Source organism: Corallococcus terminator (genome assembly GCF_049194865.1).
Taxonomy (GTDB): Bacteria; Myxococcota; Myxococcia; order Myxococcales; family Myxococcaceae; genus Myxococcus; species Myxococcus terminator_A.
Genome location: NZ_JBLZWL010000051.1, coordinates 34,271 through 51,244, shown reverse-complemented (window position 1 = coordinate 51,244; position 16,974 = coordinate 34,271). Strand labels below are relative to the sequence as shown.

Sequence of the window (16,974 nt, the reverse complement as noted above, 5' to 3'; positions counted from 1 at the left end):
GCAGGACGCAGAAGCTTCGCACCCCTGGTGGGTTGACGTGAAGGAGCTACAGACGCCTGGACCCCTTCGAGGGGTGCGCGGGCCGGCGGACGCGCCCTCCGCGCTTCACCTCATCGGCCCTGCACACGCGGACCCGCAGGAAGCGCTGGAGCTGGTCCAACGCCAGGTCGTGGTCACCGTCGCTCTCCGCGCAGCAACAATCGCTCAGCACGGTGATGTCGTACTCGAGCATGTGCGCGTCATGGGCGCTGAAGAAGACGCACAGGTTGGTGGCAATGCCCGCCATCAACAGCTTCTTCGTCCCCAGATACTCCAGGAGGGGAACCAGCGACGTGGCGAAGAAGGCCGAGTGCTTGGGCTTGAGGACGAAGTAGTCCGTGGCATGGGGCCGCAAGGCCCGGGCGATGCCTCGGCCACGGCTGCCCGCCCGGGTGCAGTGCCGATAGACGTCCCGGAAGTTGCTGCGCCAGTGGTTGAAGTTGTCGTTGACGTAGATGACCGGCACCCCTGCCTTGCGCATCCGCTGGGCGAAGGGCGCCAATCGCTCCACCATGCGCGACGCCCAAGGGAGCACGTGCTCTCCCCCGGGGAAGTCCAGGTCGTTGATGACGTCGATGATGAGCAGCGCGGTATCCGAGCCCCTCATCGGCTTCGAGCGCGACCTCTTCCCGGACTTCGGGCCCGACGTGGCCACAGGCACCTCCCGGCGCCTCAAGGTAGCCACGGCCCCGGCGCCTGAGCAGCCCCCTGGGAGCCACGGGCCCGAGCGCGGCGCGCCCGGGTGGACTACTGCCTCGCCGTGGCGCTCAGGAGGCGAACCTGGTTGTTGATCCACGGGATGTAGTTGGGGACCCGGGCATAGATGCCGGGCAGGCCGGGCCTCGCGCAGCCCACGCCAAAGCTCACGACCCCCTGGAGCACGGGCTTGCCATTCGCTCCGCGGATGTAGAACGGTCCCCCGCTGTCGCCCTGACAGGAGTCCTTGCCCCCCGCCTTGTACCCGGCCCCGAGCATCGCGTTGCGGTCGATGGTGATACCAGCCGCCCTGTACATACTGGCCAGGTCCGCATGCGCGATGGTGGGGACCCCCACCTCCATCAGGATGGGGGACACATCTCCATCCTCTTGCGTGAGCCCCCACCCCGCCACCGTCGCGGTGACTCCGCCCGGGACGAACTCTCCCGCGAGCGGGAGCAGGATGGGCTGGACCGTGGCGGAGAACTTGATGGGCTTATCGAGCTTGATGATGGCGATGTCGTTCATCGTCGTGTCCGGGTTGTAGGCCTGATGGTAGACGGGCGCATACAGCCTGGCTTGGACCGTCTGGGCACCCGCCCCGGGCCTCCGGAGGTCGTGAACGCCCGCGGACACCGTCAGCGATCGCACGCCGTCGTAGACGCAGTGCGCGGCCGTGACGACGATGTCCGTCTCCTCCTTCGTCGCGCTGACCCGGATGAGCGAGCCGCCGCAGAAGTGGCTCCCGTACTGCTGCAGGCTGACAATCCAGGGGTGGGCTCCCGGGCGCGCCTCCACGCCTCCGACAATCTCCTGGCCAATGCTCTCCACCGCATCGACACCCTGCATCTCCGGACCACCACAGCCCACCAGCCCCACCGCGACAACGACTCCCAGCACGAAGCGCATCGACCCCTCGGATTTCAAGTTCGAGGCACTTTGTGCAAGCCGAAGACCACGCACGTGAGGGGACTGCTTCGAGGCGAGCCGCGCGCGCGCGCCGGCCTGAGTCGAGCCGTTGACGTGTCAGGCGCGGTCCAGGTCGCCACCTGACACGTCAGGGTCCCTCGGCTCATTGCCCTTCGGGCTCGCAGGCGCGGACGTAGCACGTCCGAGCGGACTACTGCCTCGCCGTGTCGCTCAGGAGGCGAACCTGGGTGTTGATCCACGGGATGTAGTTGGAGACCCGGGCATAGATGCCGGGCATGCCGGCCCTCGCGCAGCCGATGCCAAAGCTCACGACGCCCTGGAGCACGGGCTTGCCCTGCGCTCCGAGAAGGAAGAGAGGCCCCCCGCTGTCACCCTGACAGGCGTCCTTGCCCCCATGCTTGTACCCGGCCCCGAGCATCGCGTAGCGGTCGATGCTGATACCTGCTTTTGCGTACATCTGCCTCAAGTCCTCATGCGCGATGGTGGGGACTCCCACCTGCAGCAGGATGGATGACGATGTTCCGTTCTCGCGCGTGAGGCCCCACCCCGCCACCGTCGCCTCGGCGTTGTCCGCAACGGTCTCTCCCGCGAGCGGAAGCAGGATGGGTTGGACGGTGGCGGAGAACTTGAGGGGCTTCTCGAGCTTGACGACGGCGATGTCGTTCATCGTCGTGTCCGGGTTGTAGGCCGGATGGTAGACGGTCTTCACTCCGTTGACCGTCTGGGCACCCGCCCCAGGACGACTGAGGTCGTGAACGCCCGCGGAGGCCGTCAGCCGCGACGTGCCGTCATAGACGCAGTGCGCGGCCGTGACCACGATGTCCGACTCCTGCTTCGTCGCGCTGACCCGGATGAGCGAGGCGCCACAGAAGTGGCTCCCGTACTGCTGCAGGCTGACAATCCAGGGGTGGCGCCCCGGGCGCGCCTCCACGCCTCCGACAATCTCCTGGCCAATGCTCTCCACCGCATCGACACCCTGCATCTCCGGACCACCACAGCCCACCAGCCCCACCGCGACAACGACTCCCAGCACGAAGCGCATCGACCCCTCGGATTCCAAGTTCGAGGCACGTTGTGCAAGCCGAAGACCACGCACGTGAGGGGACTGCTTCGAGGAGAGCCGCGCGCGCGCGCCGGGCCGGGTCGAGCCGTTGACGTGTCAGGCGCGGTCCAGGTCGCAACCTGACACGTCAGGGCCCCTTGGCTCAGTGTCCTTCCGCGCCCGTCGCTCCCGCCGGAATCACGGGGGCTTCCCGCTCCGCCCCACGCAGGGCGAACTTGCGGATGACGATGTAGAAGATGGGCGTCAGCACCAGCCCGAACAGCGTCACGCCGAGCATGCCCGCGAACACCGCCACGCCCATCGCCTGGCGCATCTCCGCGCCCGCGCCCGTGGCCAGCGCCAGCGGCACCACGCCCATGATGAAGGCGATGGAGGTCATCAGGATGGGCCGCAGCCGCAACCGGCACGCCTCGAGCGCCGCCTGCACCACGCCCATGCCCTCGTCTTCTTGAGCCCGCGCGAACTCGACGATGAGGATGGCGTTCTTCGCCGCCAGGCCCACGAGCACCACGAGCCCAATCTGCGTGAAGATGTTGTTGTCCCCACCCACGAACCACACCCCGGCGATCGCGCTGAGCAACGCCAGCGGCACCGTGAGCAACACCGCCAGCGGCAGCGACCAACTGTTGTACTGCGCCGCCAGGATGAGGAAGGCCAGGAGGATGGCGAGCGGGAAGACGAACAGGCCTTCCTTGCCGGCGAGCTTCTCCTGGTACGTCAGGTCGGTCCACTCGAAGCCCATGCCGGCCGGCAGTGTCTCGGCCGCCACGCGCTCCATCGCCGCCACCGCCTGTCCCGTGCTCACGCCGGGCGCCGCCGCGCCGTTGATGTCCGCGGACGGATAGCCGTTGTAGCGCAGCACCTGGTCCGGCCCGAACGAGGGCTTCACCGTCACCAGCGACGCCAGCGGCACCATGCCGCCCTGCGGGTTGCGCACTTGCAACCGGCCGATGTCCTCCGGCTCCATGCGGTGCTTCGCGTCCGCCTGGACGTTCACCTGATACGTGCGCCCGAAGCGGTTGAAGTCATTCACATACAGCGAGCCCAGGTGGATCTGCAGCGTCTCGAACACCGAGCCGAGCGGCACGCCCTGCTGCTTCGCCTTCACCCGGTCCACGTCCGCCTGGAGCTGCGGCACGTTGATTTCAAAGCTCGACATCAGGCCCATCAACTGGGGCTCGGCCGACGCCTTCTGGACCAGCGCCTGCGTGGCGGCGTAGAGCGCCTCCGGCCCCAGGCCCGCGCGGTCCTCCACCTGGAGCTTGAAGCCCGCCATCGAGCCCATGCCCGGCACCGGGGGCGGTGGGAAGACGGCCGCGAAGCCCTCCTGGATGCCCCCCAGCTTCATCTGGATACGGCCAGCGATGGCGTTCGCCGACATGTCCTCCGTCTTGCGCTTCTCGAAGTCGTCGAGAATCGCGAAGACGACGGCGGAGTTGGGCGAGTTGACGAAGCCGTTGATGCTGATGCCGGAGAAGGCCACCACGCTCGCCACGCCCTTCTCCGCCAGCATCAGGTCCGACATCCGCTTCACCACGTCGTCCGTGCGCTCCAGCGACGACGCGGGAGGAAGCTGCGCCAGCCCCACCAGGTAGTACTTGTCCTGCATGGGCACGAAGCCCGCCGGAACCTTGTTGAAGCCCAGCCACGTCAGGAGCAGCAGGCCCCCGTACACGACGAGCGCCATCCCGCTGACGCGCACCACCCGCTTCACCAGCGACACGTACCCTTCGGAGGCCTTGTCGAAGAAGCGGTTGAACGGCCGGAAGAGCCAGCCGCCGAACGCCTTCTCCATGAAGCGCGTGAGGCCATCCTTGGGCCCGTGGTGCCCGCGCAGCAGCACGCCCGCGAGCGCCGGGCTGAGCGTCAGCGAGTTGAAGGCCGAGAGGATGGTGGAGATGGCGATGGTCAGCGCGAACTGCCGGTAGAACTGGCCCGTGAGTCCGCCGAGGAACGCCGTGGGGACGAACACCGCCGACAGCACGGAGGTAATCGCGATGATGGGGCCCGTCACCTCCGTCATCGCCCGCCGGGCCGCTTCCTTGGGGCTCACGCCCTGGGCGATGTGCCGCTCCACGTTCTCCACCACGACGATGGCGTCGTCCACGACGATGCCGATGGAGAGCACGAGCCCGAAGAGCGACAGCGTGTTGAGCGAGAAGCCCAGCAGGTGCATCACCGCCGCCGTGCCCACCAGCGACACGGGCACCGCCGCCAGCGGGATGATGGAGGCGCGCCACGTCTGGAGGAACAGCAGCACCACCAGCACCACCAGCACCACCGCCTCCAGCAGCGTCGTCACCACGTTGCGGATGGACGTGCGCACGAAGAGCGTCGGGTCGTAGGCGATTCGGTACTCCATGCCCTCGGGGAACGCGTGGCTCAGCTCGTCCATCCGCGCGCGGATGCCCGCGGACACGTCCAGCGCGTTGGAGCCGGACGCCTGACTGATGCCGATGGCCACCGCCGACTTCCCATCCAACCGGGCACGCACCGAATAGGAGTTCGAGCCCAGCTCCACCCGGGCCACGTCCCCCAGGCGCGTCACCTGCCCGCCCTCGCCCACCTTCACGACGATGTCGCGGAACTGCTCCTCGTCCGTGAGGCGTCCCTGCGTGGTGACGGTGAACTGGAAGGCGGAGCGCTCATCCGGCTGCTGACCGATGACCCCCGCCGCCACCTGCACGTTCTGCTCACGGATGGCCCCCACCACATCGCTCGCGGTGAGGTTGCGCGCGGCGAGCAACTGAGGGTCCAACCAGATGCGCATGCTGTATTCGCCCGCGCCCAGCACGTTGACGCTCCCCACGCCGGGGACTCGCTGGAGCACGTCTCGCACCTGGAGCACCGCGTAGTTGGAGAGGTAGAGCGGCTCCAGCGTCCCGTCGGGCGACACCAGGTGCACCACCATCAGCAGGTCCGGGCTCGACTTCTCGGTGAGCACGCCCAGCCGCTGCACCTCCGCCGGCAGGCGCGGAATCGCTCGGGCCACGCGGTTCTGCACCTGCACCTGCGCGGTGTCCGGATTCACGCCCATCGCGAAGGTGACGGTGACGGCCACCCGGCCATCGCTCGTCGCCTGCGAGGACATATAGAGCATGCCCTCCACGCCGTTGATCTCCTGCTCCAGCGGCGCGGCCACCGTCTCCGCGATGACACCCGGGTCCGCGCCCGGATAGGCCGCGCGCACCACCACCGTGGGCGGGGAGACGGCCGGGTACTCGCTCAACGGAAGCTGAATCAGGGACAGGCCACCGCCAATCAACAGCAGCACGGACAGCACGGCCGCGAAGATGGGCCGGTCCACGAAGAAGTGCGCGAACTTCACGGCCGCGCCCCCTCGGAGTGCTCGGAGCCGGCCATGGCCACCACCGTCGGCGCCACCGTCATGCCCGGCCGCGCCATGCCCTTGAGCACCACGCGCTCACCCGCCGACAGGCCCTGGCGCACCACGCGCAGCCCGCCCTCGGTGGTCCCCAGCTCCACGCGCCGCTGCTCCAACGTCTGGTCCGGACGGACGACGAGCACATAGCGCCCCTTCTGGTCCGTCCCCACCGCCTGGTCCTGGATGAGGAAGGTGGGGTGCGCCGCGCCCGTCTCCAGCCGCACCCGGGCGAACAGGCCCGCCGTCAGCTTCCCGTCGGAGTTGGGCAGCACCGCGCGCGCTCGCGCCGTGCCCGTCTGCGTCGCCACTTGGTTGTCCAGGAAGTCCAGCCGCGCCTCCCGGGGGAAGTCCTCCTCGCCCGTCAGCCCCACGCGCACCGGCACCGCGTTGACGCGCCCATCCTTGCCGCGAGCGCCCGAGGCCGTGCCCGCGAAGCGCAGGTACGTCGCCTCGTCCACGTCGAAGTAGACGTAGAACGGCTCCACCGAGACGATGGTGGTGAGCAGCGTGGCGTTGGCGCTGCCGCCGCTGACCAGATTGCCCGCCGTCACCAGCGCCCGCCCCACCCTGCCGCTGACGGGTGCGCGCACGCGGGTGTCATGCAAGTCAATCTCCGCCGCGCGAGCCGCCGCCTTCGCGGACTCCACACGCGCACGCGACTCCGCGCGCTCCGCCATCAACACATCGAAGTCGCCCCGGGAGATGGCCTGCTCGGCCACGAGCTTCTCCCCGCGCTCGAACTTCTTCTCCGACAGCGTGCGCCGCTCCTCGGCCTGACGCAGGTCCGCCTGGGCCCGGGCGTGCGCCGCCTCGAAGGCGCGCGCGTCGAGTTGGAACAGCACCTGTCCCGCCGTGACGAGGCCACCCTCCGCGAAGCGCACCGCGTCGATGTAGCCGCCGACGCGAGGCCGCAACTCCACGCTCTGCACCGCCGCGAGCGTCCCGGTGAACTCGGCGCTGTCCGCCACCTGTCGGGTGACGACCTCCGCCACGACGACGGGCGCCGCCGCCTGCTTCGCGGGCCCGCCTCCTCCTTGCGCGTCCGAGCCCTCGTCGCGCGCGAGGACAAGACCGCCCACCACCAGCGGGAGGGCCAGAGCCCCTCCCACCGCTGCACGTCTCCAATTCATGGCTGACTCCAACTTCTTCTCTCAGGGGTCGGGACACACCGGTGGCGCTCGCATGCCCGCGATTGCGCCTCCGGCGGCCCGTGGGAAACAGGACGAGGAACGACTGCACGAACGTCTCCCGGCCAGTCGGTGCGTCACCGCCGGAAGACAGGGTGTGTGGAGGTCTGGGACTGGTTCAGGAACCGGGACCGCGGCGCACCGAGCCTGGAGACGCGCTCGGCCCTCCGCGCGAGGACCGGTGGGGTGCTAGCGAGAGGAGGAACGACAACAGCGCCCCGAGGAACGGGACGCTCGAGGCGGAGCACGCCTCACCGCGGAGGTAATTTGCAACATTTCCTATTACTAATTAACCCGACGCCTGACGCGCAACGCAATTTGAAGCAGCCGGCCCCGAGGTGTGAGGTCACTTGCCCGTGACAGGGGTGGTGCACTCCGGTGGGGGCTTCCAGTCGCGCAGCGCGGTGACCAGCTCGTCCTGTTCCTGGTCGACACCCTCGGGCGCATCCACCGCGCTGACGGCGGCCGGGCGCGTGAAGTCGAGCAGGTCCACCGGCACGGGACGTGACGGGCAGCCAGGCTTGAAGGTCCCTTCCAGTGACTCAATCAACTGGTCCGCGTGGTCCTCGGCGGGGTCAGCGGACTCGGGCCACGTCACCTCACCCGAGAGCGGCTCACCCTTCCCAGGCGGGAACCAGTTCCACCGCACCTGGGTCTGCCCGCTGTTGAACCACATGGCGCCGCCGCCCACACCGCCCAGGGTGGTGATTCCCGAGGGCCGCTCCCGCCATTCGATGGGATAGCCCGCTGGCACCGTGCGCGTGAGCGGGCGAGCACGCTCCACGGAGACGACCTCGTCAACGAGCAGGAGCACCCACGTCAGCTCGCGCAGCAGCTCTCGCGACAGCGTCCCCACTGTCACCTGGGGAAGCCGGTGGGCCTGCGTGGTCTCTACATCCACACGACCGATGCGCTCCGCGTCTTCATACAAGGTCAGCTTGCTGCAGCTCTGGGACACAAAAGCCGCGCCCGTCTCCAGGTGGTAGGCGCGCACCTCGTCACAGAATGAGTAGTGCCCCCGGCGCCCTCGCAGCACCAGCCAGCCCTCCGTCGGCGCCCGGAGACGCACCACCGGCAGCACCTTCTCGAAGGACTTCGTCCCGCCCTCGCAGCCGCGCCAGGCCGTGTAGCGCCAGCGCTTCGGCCGGGACTTCGCGTCATCCACGCAGGCCTTGCGAGCCTCCGCCTCCGACGCCGCGTCCGCCTTGTCGGCCCGCCGCTCCAGCGCTCGCGGGAAGGCCGCCTCCATCCTCGCGTACCAGGCCTCCGTCGCCTTCGCGCAGGCCGCGTCCTTGGAGGCGCACAGCAGCCCCGCGAGCCGGTGGTCCGGCTTCACGGTGTCCAGCGTCAGCACGTCACGCGCCTCCGGAGGCAGCACCACCGTGCGCGCGCCGGGCTTGCCCAGCTCCAGGTACGACTCCGCCCAGGTCCGTCCGCCCTGCTTCCACCAGGTCTTCAAGCCCAGCAATGGCACGTCCTCGGGGACGAACTCGGGCTCCTCCCGGCTCATCTCGAAGCAGCGCGACGCCAGCAGCTCGTGCAGGGCCGACACACCGAGCTTGCCGTCACCGTCGTCCGGCAGCGCCTCCAGCCTCGCATCCAGGGCGAGCAGCCGCTCACGGGCCGCCATCCACTCGGGCGCGGACGCGGGGCACGGGGTGAAGACCTTCTCGTCAGAAGGTGGCTTCGCGAACAGGAACACACCCAGGGTGAGCAAGGGCAGGAGCATGGGCCTTCCAGAATCGTGCGATTCACCGGGCTGGAGCCAGGACGTCCCGGGGCGCGAGACTTCCCGGCGGCTGCGACAGATGCTAACCCCACTCCTGCCCATGCCCCGTACGACGACCCTGGAGCTCTACAAGGAAGAGATGAAGTTCTCGGCCGGGCACTTCACCATCTTCTCCGCGACACACCGCGAGAACCTGCACGGCCACAACTTCACCGTCTACGTGGCGCTGACGGGCGAGGTCGCCGACAACGGGATGCTCTCCGACTACGGCCCCCTGAAGCAGACCATCATCGCCCGCTGCCGCGCCTGGAACGAGACGTTCTTCCTCCCCGAGAGGTCTCCTTTCTTGAAATTGGAGCGGGACGCGAAGGGCAATGTCCTGGCGCACTTCAACGGGGAGGAGCTGCGCTTCCTCGCGCGCGACATCACCGTGCTGCCGGTGGAGAACGTGACGCTCGAGGAGCTGGCGCGCGTCTTCGGCGAGGAGCTGCTGGGAGACGGCACCGCCCTGCGCGAGGACGGCGTCACGCGGCTGGTCGTGAAGTGCGCCTCCGGTCCGGGCCAGTCGTCCTCGTGGGAGTGGGACGCGCCATGACGGATTGGGCCATCGTCACCGGCGCCAGCCGGGGCATCGGACAGGCCCTGGCCGCGCGCTTTCGCAAGGAAGGTTGGGGCGTGCTGAACCTGGCGCGCCAGCCGAGCCACGTGCCGGGGGTCGTGGACCTGAGCGTGGACCTGGGCTCCGGAGACTGGGAGCCGCGCGTGGAGGCCGCGCTCCGAGACACCGTGGGACAGGCGAAGGGGCGCGTCAGCCTGGTGCACAACGCGGCCATCTATGACCACGACGACGCGCTGGCGCTGACGGCGGAGCAGCTTCGCCGGGTGCTGGAGGTCAACGTCGTCGCGCCCGCCGTGCTCAACCGGCTGACGCGGCCCTACCTGGGCGAGGGCTCCTCCATCCTCTACGTGGGCTCCACGCTCTCTGAGAAGGCGGTGAAGGGCAACGCGTCGTACGTGACGTCGAAGCACGCGCTCGTGGGGCTGATGCGCTCCACCTGCCAGGACCTGGCGGGCACGCGCATCCACACCGCCTGCGTGTGCCCGGGCTTCACGGACACGGAGATGCTGCGAGAGCACCTGGGCGACGACGCGAAGCGCGCCGCCCTCATCTCCGCGAAGTCGACCTTCGGGCGCCTCATCACTCCGGAGGAGATAGCGGACGTCCTCTACTTCTGCGCCACCACGCCCACCGTGAATGGCGCGGTGCTCCACGCCAACCTGGGACAGGTGGAGACCTGAGAGGGCCTCAGCCCTCGGCCGGGTAGACCGTGCACTGCGAGGTGCACGTCTCCGACACGCGCAGCTTCACGACGCGCGCGGTGGCGAAGCTCAGCCGCTCGAAGACCCAGGCGGCGAGCAGCTCGCTGGTGGGGTTCTCCAGGCCGGGCACGTCGTTGAGCAGCCTGTGGTCCAGCAGCGCATGCAGCGGCTGCCACGCGGCGTTCAGCTCCGCGAAGTCGACAATCCAGCCGAAGTGCGGGTCCACCGGCCCCCGCACGGTGATTTCGATGCGGTAGCTGTGCCCGTGGACACGCGAGCACTTGTGGCCGGGGGGGACGTTGGGGAGGCGGTGCGCGGCCTCGAAGGTGAACTCCTTCGAGATTTCAGTCACCAGCGCGGCTTTCTTCGTCGAGACGGGCTCCATTGGACCGGCCTTCTACCCACGTTTGCCTCCGGGCGTCGAGCCAAGACGCGGGCCGGGCTCCCACCCCTGCCTACCGGCGCACCGCCGCGAGGATGTAGCGGGGCAGCAGCTCCTCCCGGAAGGTCTTCCAGAGGTTGAACTGGCCGTAGTTGCCTCCGGTGAACATCACCGTCAGCTCCAGCTCGGGGATGACCATGACGTACTGCCCGCCGTTGCCACCCGCTTCGTACTCCGCGTAGACGCGCTCGCCCACGCGCAGCTCGTGACGCCACCACGCGTACCCGTAGGTCCGGTCAGGGCCCATCACCGAGTGCCGTGAGATGGAGCGCTCGACCCAGCGCTTGCTGACCACGCGCTTGCCGTTCCACACGCCGCCCGCCAGGTAGAGCTGCCCCAGCTTCAGCGCGTCGCGAGGCCGCGCGTAGAGGCCGCCGCCCAGGTACGCCTCGCCATCCGGCATCAGGTTCATGGCGTAGCGGCGGAACTGGAGGGGCTCCGCCACGGTGCGCGCGAAGTGCTCGGGCAGCCACGTCCCCGTCGCGTTGCGCACAGCGCCGCCCACCAGGTTGATTCCCGCGGAGCAGTACACCGCCTGCGACTCTCCGGGCGCCTTTCCCAGGGGCAGATTGAGGGTGTACGTGTACCAGTCCCCCTCCTGCTCCTGGAGGGCGTTCTCGTTGCCGGGGGACTCGTCGTTGTTGTCGTCGCAGTCCAGGCCCGACGTCATCGTCATCAAGTGTTCCAGCGTGAGCTGGGCCTTGCGCGGGTCCGCGGGCGCGGCGCTCTTGTACGCGGGGAACAGCGAGTAGACAGGCGTCTCGGGGGCGAGCTTCGCGCCCTGCTCCATCGCCGTGCCCACGAGAATCGGCGCCAGCGTCTTGGCCGCGGAGCGCAGGTCGTGAAGGCGCTCCTTGTCGAAGCCGTGGAAGTACTCCTCGACGACGAGCTTGCCCTTGCGCGCGATGAGCACGCCCTGGATGAGCGGCCCCGGCGTCGGGCCCGGCTCGGTGTCGAGGATGCGCTGCATCAGCGCCGCGATGGGCGCGGGGTCCATGCCCACGTCGGCGAGCGAGCCCGTCGCCCAGCCGTCCTGCTCCGCGATGGGCGGACGGTAGGCATAGGCCCCCGGCGCGGGAGTGCGCGGGTAGAGCCCCACGGCCTGCGCCCGCTCCTTCTTGGTGAAGTGGATGGGACCCAGGAAGAGGATGGGCACCGTCAGTCGCTCGAAGCGCGGGTCGAAGGTGCCGTCCAGCGTCGTCGGGCCACGCGGGTCCACCAGCTTCACCGCGTTGCCCTGCATGGAGACGTTGAACGCGAACTGCCTGCCGAAGCCCTTCTCCGGGTCCTTCAGGTACGCGGCGACGGTGCCATCCGGCCGCGTGTACACGACGAGGTACAGCGTGAAGCGGTCCGCCCACGGCGTCACGCCACCCCGCCACACTCCCTTCTGGAGCGCGCGCAGCTCCACGGGCGTGGCGTATTGCACGCCACCGATGACGACGCGCGGCTGCACCCAGTGGCCCCGGATGAGCTTGCCGTCCGCGCCCACCACGCCTCGGAACGTGCCCTGCCCTCCCGGCATCGTCACCGTCAGCTGGTTCTTCTCCAGGCGCCCGGGGGCCTCATAGCCGCCGATGCGCGCGCGCCACGTGTCGCCTTCGCGGAACACCGTCAGCTCACCTTGAACTTCGGGACCGAAGACGGGCTCACCGGCCCAGATGCCCACCAGCCGCGACGCCGGGTCCGCGGGGGCCTCCACCTTGGGGGGCTCCACGGCGGCCTTCGCGGGCCCCTCGGCCGTCGAGGAGGACGGCAACGCGAGCAGCGCCAGCAGGGCGCCCAGGGAGACATGGGCCGTGGGGGTCATGGAGTGAGTCCTTGGTGGACGAGCGAGGGGGTTCACCACGCCCTGCCCTACGCTGGGGTCTTCATGACGATTGCCACCCGCTCGCACGAATGACCCCGGGCGGGACGGAGGCCCTCGGGCTATCCTCCGGAGTCATGATTCAGGAGGCCAGCACGGCCGGTTGCCCCGCTGGGGGGCTGGCGGGAGGACGGCGCTGCTTGCGTGCCGGGCACGGGCCGCTTGGCGATGACGCCCTGGCCGTTGCACGGTCCTCGCGCGCATGAAGCTCTCCCTCGCCACCCGCATCTTCCTGGGCTACGCGGTGGTGCTCGTCACCTTCGGCCTGGTGTCCCTCTTCAGCGTCGCGGAGCTGCACCGCAACCGGCTTGAAATCCGTCTGTTGAGCCAGGGCTACCTCCAGCTCTCCCAGGACGCGGCGGAGATGGAGATGAACCACGCCAACCAGCAGCGGCACACCGCGCGCTTCCTGGAGGAGGACAGCGCGGAGATACGGCGCGCCATCATCCGCCTGGCCCGCGTCTACGTGCCCACGGCCTTCATCTCCCAGCGGCTGGCCACGACGCGCGAGCGGGCCACCCAGCTCCACGACATGGCTCCGGCGAGCGAGGCGCCCTTCATCAGGGAGCTGGAGGCGCGCCTCGCCGAGCTGGACTCGCGCTACCAGGAGTATGGCCGCGCCGCGGAGAGCGTGTTCGACGCGTTCTCCACGCAGGCGCCGGACAAGGCCCAGGTGGACCGCGCCACCGCCGACGTGCTCACCATGGAGGACGCCATCGGCCGCGAGCTGCGGCTGCTCCGGCTGTCGCTGTCCAATCGCATCCGCCAGCGCGTGGACGGCGCCGAGGAGCGCGAGCGTCAGACGGGCCTCGCCATCATCAGCCTCTCCGTCGCGGCCATCCTGCTGGGCCTGGGCGCCACCGCGTGGTCGGCCCGCACGCTGCGCCCGGTGCGCACGCTCATCGAGGGCGTGTCGCGCATCGGCAAGGGTGACTACAGCGCGCAGCTGGGCGTGAAAGGCCACGACGAGGTGGCGGTGCTGGCGCGAGCGTTCGACCAGATGGCCCGCTCGCTCCAGGCCCGCGAGGCGCAAATAAAGGCGCAGGCGGAGGCGCTGATGCGCGCCGAGCAGCTCGCCGCCGTGGGCCGCATCTCCGCGCAAATCGTCCACGAGGTGCGCAACCCGCTGTCATCCATCGGACTCAACGTGGAGCTGCTCGGGGACGCGGTGGAGCGCGCCACGTTCCCCGCGCCCGACGAGGCCGACGAGGTGAAGGACCTGCTCTCCGCCGTCACCCACGAGGTGGACCGGCTGGCGGACGTCACCGAGCACTACCTGCGCATGGCGCGGCCCCAGCGGCCGGACCTGGACCCGCGCGACGTGACGGCGGTGCTGGACGGCGTGCTGGACTTCTCCCGCGAGGAGCTGATGCGCGCGGGCGTGGAGGTGGTGCGCGAGTTCGCCCCGACGACGCCCCCCGTGCTCGCCGACGAGGGGCAGCTGCGCCAGGTCTTCCTGAACCTCTTGCGCAACAGCCGCGAGGCGATGCCCCACGGAGGACAGCTCACCATCGCCACCCGCCCCATTGAGCAGGACGTGGAGGTGACGGTGACGGATACAGGTCAGGGCATGACGGAGGAGGTGCGTCGTCACCTCTTCGAGCCGTTCTTCACCACCAAGGAGGGGGGCACGGGGCTGGGGCTCGCGGTGAGTCAGCAAATCCTCCAAGCCCACGGGGGCTCGCTCTCCTGCCAGAGTATTCCCGGCCAGGGCACGGCCTTCGTGTTAAGGCTTCCACGCGCATGAGCTTCACACCGTATCGGGACGTGCTGCCTTCCGGGCTGCGCGTCGTCACCATCGAGACGCCCCACCTCCACACGGCCCTGCTCGCCATCTACGTCCGCACGGGCAGCCGCCACGAGACTCTCGCCAACAACGGCGTCAGCCACTACCTGGAGCACCTGTTCTTCCGGGGCAGCGCGGGCTGGCCGGACACGGTGAAGATGAACGCCGCCGTGGAGGAAGTGGGCGGCAACCTCAACGGCGTCACCACCCGGGACCACGGGTACTACTACACGCCGCTGCACCCCGCGCACATGCGCGTGGGCCTGGACATCCTCGGGGACATGCTCACCCGTCCGCGCCTCACGGACATGGAGGTCGAGCGGCAGATCATCCTCGAGGAGATGCTGGACGAGGTGGACGAGAAGGGTCGCGACATCGACCTGGACAACCTCTCCAAGAACCTCCTCTTCCCCGACCATCCGCTGGCCCTGAAAATCGCGGGCACGCGCGAGTCCGTCTCCGCGCTCGCGCACAACCAGGTGCTGGAGCACTTCGCGCGGCACTACGTCACCGGCAACCTGGTCGTCACGGCCGCGGGCCGCGTGCGTCGCGAGGAGGTGTTGGAGTTGACGGAGCGCGCCTTCGCGCACCTGCCTCGGGGCGTGGCCAGCACGGAGGCGCCGCCGCCGTCCGTCTCGCCCGGTCCCCGGCTGCACTTCGTCTCCCACGACGAGTCGCAGACGGAGTTCCGCCTCAACTTCCGCACCGTGCCCGAGCAGCACGACGACTACGCCGCGCTGCAGATCATCCGGCGCGTGCTGGATGACGGCCTGTCCTCGCGGCTGCCGTTCGAAATCGTGGAGAAGCGGGGCCTTGCGTACTCCGTCCACGCGTCGCTGGACGGGTACCACGACTCGGGCCTGTTCGAGATTGAGGCCGCCAGCGCGCCGGAGAAGGCCGCGCAGGTGGTGGCCGAGGCGTTCCGCGTGCTGGGCGCGCTGTGCGACGAGGAGATTGGCGAGGAGGAGCTGGCCCGGGCCAAGCGCCGCCACCGCATGCTGCTGGAGTTCTCCCAGGACTCACCGGGGGAGCTGGCCGGGTGGTTCGGCGGCACGGAGCTGTTCCGCGTGCCGGAGACCTTCGAGCACCGAGCGGACCTGGTGGACTCGCAGCCCGCCGCGCGGGTGCGCGAGGTGGCTCGGCGCTACTTCCACCGGGACAACCTCACCGTCGTCGCGGTGGGGCAGCGCAAGGGAATCAAGGCCCTGGAGCGCGTGGTGACGGAGGCGCCGGGACTGCCCGGAGCCCCCACCACGAAGCTGCTGGTCAGCGGCGACCGCCGCGGATGATGAGGGGGCCGCCGGTCGGCTTCTTCTTCGGCTTGGGCGCGACGGCCAGGAGGGCTTTCTTCACCTCCTGGTACTCGACGTTGTCGGGCTCTCGCTTGAGGGCCTCGTCGATGATGGTCATGGCCCGGGTCATCTGCGTCTGCAGCTGAGCGGAGAGCTTCGCCAGGGCGACCTTCTCCTCCTGGGAGGCCTCGCCCAGGGCCAGGAGGCGCTCCAGGGACGAGTACGCGTCCACCTTGCGCTCGGACTGGAGGAACAGGCGCCACAGCCGGGTGTGCACGGGCGCGAAGCGGGGCTCGGCGCTGAGGGCGAAGCGGTAGCTCTCCTCGGCGCCCTTCAAGTCCTTCGCCTCCTCCTGGGCACGGCCGCGCACGTAGAGGGCGCGGGCGAGGCGGGGGCGGAACTGGAGGGCGCGGTCCACCAGCGCGAGCGCGTCCGCGCGGCGATTCTGGGCGAGCACCGTCTCCGCCATCCACGCGAGGGCTTCGGCGTTCTGGGGTTCGGCGTCGACCAGGGGCTTGAGGGCGGCCTCGGCGTCCGTGGCGCGGCCCTGGGCCAGGAGGGCGCGGGCGCGCAGCATGACGACGTCGCCTCGGTTGGCGTCCTTGCCCGCGACGGCCTGGAGGTCGGCCTCGGCCATCTGCGGCACGCCGCTGACGAGGAAGTAGCGGGCGCGCAGCAGGCGCGCGGAGGTGTGCGCGGGGTTCTGCTGGAGCAGCTTGTCCATGAGGTTGGCGGCGAGCAGCTCGTCGCCCTTCATGAGGAGGACCTCCGCCTCCATGGCCTTGGCCTCCGGGTCGTCCGGGCTGTCGCGCAGGACGCTCTCCAGCGTGGCGAAGGAGGCGTCAATCTGCCCCTCGCGGGCCTGGAGCCGGGCCAGGCCGAGCACGTCCGACTCGGTGAGCAGGCCGGAGTCGCGCAGGGTGGAGAGGATGGTGAGGGCCTCCTGGGTGTTGCCGTTGCCGAGGTACAGGTCGGCGAGCTGCTTCTGGATGGTGGGGTCCGTGCCGGGGATGAGGGCCTCGGCCTGCTTGAGGGACATGATGGCCGCGCCCATGTTGTTGTTCATGAGGTGGGCATCGGCCATCAGCAGGTAGGGCTCGGCGCTGTCGGGGGCGGCGGTGGCGGCCTTCTTGAGGGCCGCGAGGGCGGGGAGGGCCTGCCCGTTGGCAAGCTGGGCGCGCGCTTCCCCGAGGGCCGACTGGGCCTGTTGGGCACGGTTCTGGACGGCGGCCACCTCC

Annotated in this window: 13 protein-coding genes; 4 read left to right on the top strand and 9 right to left on the bottom strand. The window is 69.5% G+C overall.

Annotation, left to right across the window (positions count from 1 at the left end; all coding sequences use genetic code 11):
• Positions 1–46: 46 nt before the first annotated feature.
• The 6 genes from ACN469_RS17270 to ACN469_RS17245 form a co-directional block, all read right to left on the bottom strand.
• Positions 47–646, bottom strand: a complete 600-nt coding sequence (locus tag ACN469_RS17270) for a cysteine hydrolase family protein (RefSeq protein ID WP_498769257.1) — start codon at positions 644–646, stop codon at positions 47–49.
• Positions 647–786: 140 nt separating this feature from the next.
• Positions 787–1,644 carry a serine protease gene (locus ACN469_RS17265; RefSeq protein WP_498769255.1) on the bottom strand — a complete coding sequence of 286 codons (858 nt, stop codon included), beginning with the start codon at positions 1,642–1,644 and terminating at the stop codon, positions 787–789.
• Positions 1,645–1,855: 211 nt separating this feature from the next.
• A complete protein-coding gene (locus tag ACN469_RS17260; protein ID WP_498769253.1) occupies positions 1,856–2,707 on the bottom strand; it encodes a serine protease in 852 nt (283 codons plus the stop codon).
• 163 nt (positions 2,708–2,870) lie between these two features.
• Positions 2,871–6,056 carry an efflux RND transporter permease subunit gene (locus ACN469_RS17255; protein WP_498769251.1) on the bottom strand — a complete coding sequence of 1,062 codons (3,186 nt, stop codon included), beginning with the start codon at positions 6,054–6,056 and terminating at the stop codon, positions 2,871–2,873.
• On the bottom strand, positions 6,053–7,243 hold the full coding sequence (locus ACN469_RS17250; protein ID WP_498769249.1) for an efflux RND transporter periplasmic adaptor subunit: 1,191 nt from the start codon (positions 7,241–7,243) through the stop codon (positions 6,053–6,055). The genes ACN469_RS17255 and ACN469_RS17250 overlap by 4 nt, the downstream gene beginning before the upstream one ends.
• 403 nt (positions 7,244–7,646) lie before the next feature.
• On the bottom strand, positions 7,647–9,029 hold the full coding sequence (locus ACN469_RS17245; protein WP_498769247.1) for a hypothetical protein: 1,383 nt from the start codon (positions 9,027–9,029) through the stop codon (positions 7,647–7,649).
• A 79-nt stretch (positions 9,030–9,108) separates the two neighbouring features.
• Between ACN469_RS17245 and ACN469_RS17240 the strand changes: the two genes are divergently transcribed.
• Positions 9,109–9,624 carry a 6-pyruvoyl trahydropterin synthase family protein gene (locus ACN469_RS17240; RefSeq protein ID WP_498769245.1) on the top strand — a complete coding sequence of 172 codons (516 nt, stop codon included), beginning with the start codon at positions 9,109–9,111 and terminating at the stop codon, positions 9,622–9,624.
• Positions 9,621–10,328 (top strand): SDR family NAD(P)-dependent oxidoreductase, encoded by a 708-nt coding sequence (locus ACN469_RS17235; protein ID WP_498769243.1) that lies wholly within the window; start codon positions 9,621–9,623, stop codon positions 10,326–10,328. The genes ACN469_RS17240 and ACN469_RS17235 overlap by 4 nt, the downstream gene beginning before the upstream one ends.
• Before the next feature lie 7 nt (positions 10,329–10,335).
• On the opposite strand, the gene queD is transcribed toward ACN469_RS17235, so the two are convergent.
• Both queD and ACN469_RS17225 read right to left on the bottom strand, forming a co-directional pair.
• Entirely contained in the window at positions 10,336–10,734 is a 399-nt protein-coding gene (gene queD / locus ACN469_RS17230; protein ID WP_163862189.1) for a 6-carboxytetrahydropterin synthase QueD, read from the bottom strand.
• A 70-nt stretch (positions 10,735–10,804) separates the two neighbouring features.
• Positions 10,805–12,601, bottom strand: coding sequence for a serine hydrolase domain-containing protein (locus ACN469_RS17225; protein WP_498769241.1), 1,797 nt, complete (start codon positions 12,599–12,601; stop codon positions 10,805–10,807).
• 259 nt (positions 12,602–12,860) lie between these two features.
• On the opposite strand from ACN469_RS17225, the gene ACN469_RS17220 reads away from it, so the two are divergent.
• Entirely contained in the window at positions 12,861–14,405 is a 1,545-nt protein-coding gene (locus tag ACN469_RS17220; protein WP_498769239.1) for a sensor histidine kinase, read from the top strand.
• A complete protein-coding gene (locus ACN469_RS17215) occupies positions 14,402–15,733 on the top strand; it encodes a M16 family metallopeptidase (protein ID WP_498769237.1) in 1,332 nt (443 codons plus the stop codon). Before ACN469_RS17220 ends, ACN469_RS17215 begins: the two co-directional genes overlap by 4 nt.
• Here ACN469_RS17215 and ACN469_RS17210 read toward each other — a convergent pair.
• Positions 15,711–16,970, bottom strand: a complete 1,260-nt coding sequence (locus ACN469_RS17210) for a tetratricopeptide repeat protein (protein WP_498769236.1) — start codon at positions 16,968–16,970, stop codon at positions 15,711–15,713. The genes ACN469_RS17215 and ACN469_RS17210 overlap by 23 nt on opposite strands.
• Positions 16,971–16,974 lie beyond the last annotated feature (4 nt).